This is a genomic window from Streptomyces sp. PTL18 (assembly GCF_059510295.1).
On sequence record NZ_JCAJZO010000018.1, the window covers coordinates 150,968 to 157,920 of the forward strand.

Annotated in this window: 4 protein-coding genes and 1 tRNA gene; 4 read left to right on the plus strand and 1 reads right to left on the minus strand. The window is 68.5% G+C overall.

The window, feature by feature from the left end; genetic code table 11:
- The first annotated feature begins 242 nt into the window (after positions 1-242).
- Both AC5WS8_RS28345 and AC5WS8_RS28350 read left to right on the plus strand, forming a co-directional pair.
- Positions 243-1,784 (plus strand): aldehyde dehydrogenase family protein, encoded by a 1,542-nt coding sequence (locus tag AC5WS8_RS28345; protein WP_496106325.1) that lies wholly within the window; start codon positions 243-245, stop codon positions 1,782-1,784.
- Between the two features lie 324 nt (positions 1,785-2,108).
- Positions 2,109-2,193, plus strand: a tRNA-Leu gene (locus tag AC5WS8_RS28350).
- Here the strand turns inward: AC5WS8_RS28350 and AC5WS8_RS28355 are convergent.
- On the minus strand, positions 2,158-3,867 hold the full coding sequence (locus AC5WS8_RS28355; protein WP_496106326.1) for a recombinase family protein: 1,710 nt from the start codon (positions 3,865-3,867) through the stop codon (positions 2,158-2,160). The two genes, AC5WS8_RS28350 and AC5WS8_RS28355, sit on opposite strands and share 36 nt — an antisense overlap.
- Before the next feature lie 1,878 nt (positions 3,868-5,745).
- Between AC5WS8_RS28355 and AC5WS8_RS28360 the strand changes: the two genes are divergently transcribed.
- Positions 5,746-6,186: a hypothetical protein gene (locus AC5WS8_RS28360; protein ID WP_496106327.1), complete on the plus strand. Its 441-nt coding sequence runs from the start codon at positions 5,746-5,748 to the stop codon at positions 6,184-6,186.
- A 390-nt stretch (positions 6,187-6,576) separates the two neighbouring features.
- The gene (locus AC5WS8_RS28365; protein ID WP_496106328.1) at positions 6,577-6,912 is read left to right on the plus strand and encodes a hypothetical protein; all 336 of its coding nucleotides are present in this window, start codon (positions 6,577-6,579) and stop codon (positions 6,910-6,912) included.
- Positions 6,913-6,953 lie beyond the last annotated feature (41 nt).

The following is a 6,953-nucleotide window of genomic DNA, read 5'->3' on the forward strand; positions in this document are numbered from 1 at the left end:
CCGGGGTGAACGGGGGCGGCACACCGGCCGAAACGGCACGAATGGCACTCGGCGCACTGGCAGACCAGGCGTGACGTCACCGATAGTGGACGCAAGGTGACCGCCGCGTTGGTCCGCGACGTCACCGGCTTCCCTCGAACCACGCAGGACGCACGACGTACGACGTCCCCGCACGGCGGTGCGAGCCGTGTGCGGGACGAGCCCTGTTCCTCTCGCCCGTGCACCGAGAGCGGAGCCCATTCATGACACCCACCCTCACCCTCAAGTCCGGCACGTCCTGGTCCGACGCCTGGCGGCGCGCTCTCGCCGTCGCCCCCGAGGCATTCCGCGACGACCGTGTCCTCAACCTCTGGAACTCCACCTGGCAGCCGGACGGCCGGGCCCTGCCCGCCACCAGCCCCGTCGACGGCACGCCCATCGCGGGCCCGCCGCGCGTCGGCCGGGGCACCGCCCGGCGCGCCGTGCGCGCGGCGCTGGACCAGCACCGCGTCTGGCGGCACATCCCCCTGCCCGAACGCCGGGCCCGGATCGCCGCCACCCTCGACGCCCTGACCGAACACCGCGAGCTGCTCGCCCTGCTCCTCGTATGGGAGATCGGCAAGCCGTGGCGGCTCGCCCAGGCCGACGTGGACCGGGCGATCGACGGCGTGCGCTGGTACGTCGACGGTATCGAAGAGATGATCGGCGACCGGGTTCCGCTGGACGGCCCGGTCTCCAACATCGCGAGCTGGAACTATCCGATGAGCGTCCTGGTCCACGCCCTGCTGGTCCAGGCCCTGGCCGGCAACGCGGTCATCGCCAAGACCCCGACCGACGGGGGTGTCGCCTGCCTCACCCTGGCCGCGGCGCTCGCCGCACGTGAGGGGGTTCCCGTCACCCTCGTCAGCGGCAGCGGGGGCGAGCTGTCCGAGGCGCTGGTGCGGGCGCCGGAGATCGGCTGCGTCTCCTTCGTCGGCGGCCGGGACACCGGCGCCGCAGTGGCCACGGCCGTCGCCGACCTCGGCAAGCGGCACATCCTGGAACAGGAGGGACTCAACACCTGGGGGATCTGGAACTACTCGGACTGGGACGCGCTCACGGCGGTCGTCCCCAAGCTCTTCGACTACGGCAAGCAGCGCTGCACCGCATACCCCCGCTTCGTCGTCCAGCGCCACCTGTTCGACGCGTTCCTGGCGGCCTACCTGCCGGCCGTCCGCACACTCCGGGTCGGTCACCCGCTCGCGGTCGAGCACCCGGACGATCCTCATCCGCTGCTGGACTTCGGTCCGCTGATCAATGCCGCCAAGGCCAAGGAGCTGACCGACCAGGTCACCGAGGCGATCGCCCGCGGCGCGATCCCCCTGCACCGCGGCGGGACCGCCGACACCCGCTTCCTCCCTGGTCAGGACACCTCGGCCTACGTCCAGCCGGTCACTCTCCTCAACCCGCCCCCGTCCTCCCCGCTCCACCACGCGGAACCCTTCGGCCCGGTCGACACGATCGTCCTGGTCGACACGGAGGCGGAGCTGCTGGCGGCGATGAACGCCTCCAACGGCGCCCTGGTCGCCACGCTGTCCACCGACGACCGGGCGACCTTCGACCGGCTGGCCCCCCAGATCCGCGCCTTCAAGATCGGCCACGGCACACCCCGCTCCCGCGGCGACCGCGACGAGCTGTTCGGCGGCTTCGGCGCGTCCTGGCGGGGCGCGTTCGTCGGCGGCGAACTCCTTGTCCGCGCGGTGACCCAGGGCCCGGCGGGGGAGCGGCTGCCGGGCAACTTCCCCGAGTACCAGCTCATGCCCTGACCGGCGCACGGGGGGCGCCCGCGTGCGGCGGGCGCCCCCCCGGCGACGAACGCGTCGGGGTCCTACCCACCGGGCGACACCCGGTGGTCAGGGCCGCCGCAGATCGAGCACGATGCGGTACACCCCGGCGGTGACGGGTTCCCCCCATGCCGGCACGCGTCGCGCTGAGGGAAGCCGCGTCACAGATCGAACTGACCGGACGTCTCGACGGTGGCGGAGGGCGCCGGCTGCCGGGGGGAATCGCAGGTGAAAGGCACTCCGAAACCTTGGTATTGTTGTCCCTGTCGCCGCGGGGAGGAACCCCGGCAAGGCGGCGGACACCTGGTCCGGGTGGCGGAATGGCAGACGCGCTAGCTTGAGGTGCTAGTGCCCTTTATCGGGCGTGGGGGTTCAAGTCCCCCCTCGGACACAACCACTGACGATACGGTGACGAGGGCCTCGACCTGACGGTCGCGGTCCTCGTTGCGTGTTCGTAGCTGATGGTGATGCCGAGGGCTTCGTAAAGCGGGCCCTTCTTGTCGACGCTGGCCGTTTGGATGCGCTGTGCAATGTCTCCAAGACTCTCAGTGATCTGCCGGATCTGTTGCGCGTTGAGAGGGGGTTCCTTCTTTCGAGTGACGGTGGGGAGTGCGTCGAGCTTCGCCTGCGCTGCTTCCCTGTCTCGCTGTGCGTCGTTGATCCACTGGGTGACGACGGCTGGGTCGGCTCCGGCTTCGAGGGCTGCTTGGTAGCGGGCGAGTCGTCGCTCGCAGTCCTTGATCGCCTGGCGTGCTTGAGCCTGCTCGGGTGTATGCGTTTCTGCTGTGCTTGCTGCGGCGCTTGCGAGGGTGAGCGCTTCGATGGTGGCGGTGAGCCGGCCGGGGGCGAAGGCCCGAGCGATCCACGGGTCCAGGGCGTGGCAGACGATGTCTTCGCGCAGGTTGATGGTGCGCGGGTGGGTGAGGTCGGGGTAGAGGGCGGCTTCCTGGTCTTTGAATTCGCAGCGGTAGTAGACGTGGTTGCGGATGGTGGCGGGCTGCATCTTGCGCCCGCACAGGCTGCACCTGACCCGTCCGCGCAGGGCGTAGGGGCGTGCGCCTTGCTTGCCGGCGCGCTCCTGGCGTCCCTGATTGCGGGCACGCTGCCTGCGGAGGGTTTGGACGGTATCGAACCGGCTGGGGCTGATGATCGCTTCGTGGGCGGGTTCGTTGGAGCGGATCCACTCCTCGGCGGGGTTGTGGGTCATGCGGGTGGTGTGGCCGAGGGTGACGTCGTCGACGTCGAGGAGGCGTTCTTCCTTGCGTTGCTTGTTCCAGATCTCGTAGCCGGTGTAGCGGGGATTGATGAGGATGGCGCGCACGGCACCCTGCTGCCATGCGGTCTTCGTGCGGTGCGGATTGCGGGTGGCGTCGTGGGCTGAGGGACAGGGGATGCCTTCGCGGGTGAGCTGGGCGGCGATGGCCTTGTCACTCATGCCGTCGAGGTACATGGTGAAGATCCGCTGCACGATGAGTGCGGCGACGGGGTCGGGCTCGAGTTTGTGGATGAGCTGTCCGGCCGCGGCCTTCGAAGGGTTGGGGTGGGGTCCGGCGTCGGCGATCCGGTAGCCGTAGGGTGGTCGCCCGCCGAGGTAGCGGCCCTGGAGCTGGGCCTGGGAGCTCATGGCGGTACGCACGCGGATCTTGATGCGGTTGCGTTCTCCCTTGCTCATGCTGCCGAAGACGGACATGACCAGGTCGTGGGCCTCGTTGTCCGGGTCGATCGGGCCGCCGACCTCCGGTACCCAGAGCGGGATGCGGAAGTGCACGAAGACGGGGAAGGTGTTGCCGAACTGGTTGCCGTAGAAGGTGCGCTGCGGCTCCCCGATGACGACCGCCTCGAAGCCGCGGTTAGGGTTGCGGAGGGCCTGGAGGAGCTCGTTGGCGCGGGGCCGGCGCTGCCAGGGCAGGGAGCGGCTGTGGCCGATGTCGAAGTACTCGGTGACGATCTGGCCGCCGGCGGGTTCGATCAGGGCGCGGGCGCGGGTGAGCTGCCAGTTTCGGGAGGCTTCGGGATCTTGAAGGTCCTCGGTGGAGCAGCGTCCGGCGAAGGCGAAGCGGATCACGTGTGGTGAGACCCCCGTGTGTCGGGCGTGGACGTGTTGCGGATGATTGTGGCGATCTGTCATACTTCGAAGGGTTGAGAAGAGCCAGCGGCCGTCCGCCCCGCCCGGCTTCCTCCGGTCTCGGCGCATGGCCGGCTGGCATCGGCAACCAAGAGGTGAAGGAGATGCAGGAGGGCGACAGCGACGCGCTCGGTCATCTCGGGTGGCTCCTGAGGGAGGACCACTTGGATCTTCGGTGGGTCATCTGTGCTCGAGTGCCGTTGGGCTGCGAGCTGGAGGCATGCGCCATTGGGCGCCGGGTTCGGCGAACTCGTCGTTTCTGACACATCTCTTATAGAGATCTCGGACGGCTGATTTGTCGTCCTGCGTCAGCCGAGGACCTGGTGGGGCGGGCTCGGTGGCCGAAAGTCACGTCAAGGGCAGGGCGCCTGTGGAGGGGCGCGGCGAGGTGACGCAGGATAGGGACGTCGTGGAGTTCCGGTTCAACGTTTAGTTGCCGCCATAGCGTCGACGCGCCGATTTGGCAAATGCGCAGGTCAGGCGGAGTCGACCCTATCGCGGGTCGGCCCCGTCGCTGTATCGGCTGCTGGATCCGTGCTGGATTTCCTGACGTCTCGTCACCTGTCGTCATCCGTGGTTATCCGCACCCTTGCTGGATCGGCGCTGGATAGAGCTGACGGCTCATCAGCTGGATGCGGGCGTCTTCGGTTGCGAACTCCGTCGCGCACGGCGCGCTGCGGGTCGGTCAGCGCACGGACGCCCTCCGGTGGTGCCGCTACCCCGGGCGCGGCCACGGACACCGGACGGGGCCCGTGGCGGGCCCGTTGCGCGCGGCCGGCGATCGGGGGGATTGAATCGATAGGCGGTCTGCGCTTGGCCGCAGGTTCGAGTCCTGGGCGGGGCACCAGACAGATGGGAACGGGGGCGGGCGGTGGTCTCCGGCATCACGGATCACCGTGGAGTCCACTCTGTACCTCTGAAGCGGCTCGGCCGTTGGCCACAGGTTCGAGTCCTGGGCAGGGCGCGTTCGGAGAGGGCGCTCTCTGGCCGCTGCCCGTCGACGAACTCTACTGCTGTTCACGGTGGGCCTCCTGAAGTCGCCCGAGGGCTCTGGACTTCGTGGACGCGTTGTGGGCTGGTTGGCTTTCCTGCTCTGGCCTGGAAGCCGGAGTTGGCGGCCGGGTGGCCATCCGTGGCGCTGTTGCTTTCTGTCGAACTCTTGACCCATCGGCCCGACGGACGTGGTGGTGGGAGTGGCGGCGAAGCGGATGTATGTGGAGGCGAGCAGGAATCCGGTGATCCGTTGATTGAACGGCGCGCCACCTGGATGCCCGGCATCGAGGGATCCATCAACGCCCCATCTCGGCCCTGTCGTTTTGCAAGAAGTTGCGGATCGGGCGGACCGGTCGAGGCAACTGGTCGCCATGGTGCGCGCCGGCCGCAACGGCAGTGCAGCCGGCGACAGGCGGTGATCCCCGTCAGCGCTGGCGCCGGGTTGTTAATACGCGACTTCTTCGTCCTGAATTAGGTTCGATCACGGTGTCCATCTGCCACGAGGTGGTCTGTGCAGGTCACAGGGTTGGTGGCGGTTGGCCTGGGGTGGTGTCGCGGGGGCTCTGGGAGAAGATCTCCTCCCAGATTCCTCCCAAGCGGCGGGGTGACAGCGTGACAGTCGCTTCAGCATGCCGCGTTACGCAGGCGAATTTGCACGACGCGGTGCGGTGTCGGCGGCCGCCTGGCGCGTGGTGCACCGCCGCCTACACATCGCTCACGCAGTGGAGGTCGGCTGAACCGTCCTGTTAAGGACGCCGACGCCTCCCTGCTCGGCCAGAGGGAGTTGGCCGAAGCCGGGCGTGCACCCTCACGTTTGGAGCAAGAATGGCTGCCTGGTGGATCAACAAGGCACAGGGGGTGGAGTTCTGCATGACGAGCCGGGTGGAAAGCGTCGGCCTGAGGATCGCCAAGGCACTGTCGTACGTGTGTGGGCATCGGGACGAACTCGCCGCGCTGCTCGACGAGGACGACACCACCTTGCGTGCTGTCGAAGCCGCAGTCGGCGGGTCGCCCGCGGATGACGTTACGCTTACTACCCTTCTGGACGCCTTGCACGGAGCGGTTCGATGCGCAGGCGACCCGTCGGGGGTGTATGGGGGAACGGGCGGTAGCGTGATGCCGGCCGGTGTTGCTGATTTGGAAGTCGTGTACCAGTGCCCCTTGCGGCTGTGTATCGGTCGATCCGGCCATGAAGTGGACGACGCCGAGCCACGCTGCCAGTTCGCCCCCGGAGAGACGGCGCTGATCCGTGAGAGGCTCCCATAGTGGGAGGGCTGCTCAGTGAACTCGGCAAGAAGCTGGCCGAGCGGTGGCTGACTCTCCTCGTACTGCCAGGCGCGCTCTATTTGGCGGTCGCTGCAGCCGGACACACCCTCGGGCAGAGTGCCGCGTTGGACGTGGGGCGGCTTACTCACGCGATCTCCGACGCTGCTCGGGCCCCCGAGGTAACCACGGTAGGCGGCCAGGTCGTGCTGCTCGCCGCCATCCTGGCCGGTGCGGCCGCCACCGGCCTGGCCGCCCAGTCACTCGGCTCCGTTGTCGAGCGCGTGGCCCTGGCTGCCGGCTGGGGCGCATGGCCGTGGTTATTCCGGGAGTTGGCCGAGCGTTACGTGGCACGCCGACAGCGTCGCTATCCTCTGGCCCCACCTGTGGCTCGTGCTTCCGGAAGAGATACGCGGCGAGATCGGCAGGGCCCGCGCCGCGTTGACGCGAGCTGCCGTCCTCGGTGAATGGGCCCTCCTCTATCTGCCACTGGCCTGGTGGTGGTGGCCCGCGGTGCCGCTCACCGCCACACTGATGATCATTTCGGCACGTCGCCTCCGTATCGCGTCGGACACCTACGCCACGCTTCTGGAGGCATCCGTGCGCCTTCACCTGACCGACCTGGCCGACAAGCTGCGCATCGAGGAACAGCCGATGGGCCCTCCGCTCGGCGGCGCGGTCATGCGGCGGCTGAGCAGCCCGGCGCCTTGGACGGAACCGGCTTCGTGAGCTCATGGAATTCAGAGGCTCGCCTCGACGGACCTGAATAG

Bases quoted from the DNA above. Each gene is read 5' to 3' on its own strand.
- AC5WS8_RS28345 (WP_496106325.1), top strand. From the start codon at position 243: ATGACACCCACCCTCACCCTCAAGTCCGGCACGTCCTGGTCCGACGCC.
- AC5WS8_RS28360 (WP_496106327.1), top strand. From the start codon at position 5,746: ATGGCTGCCTGGTGGATCAACAAGGCACAGGGGGTGGAGTTCTGCATG.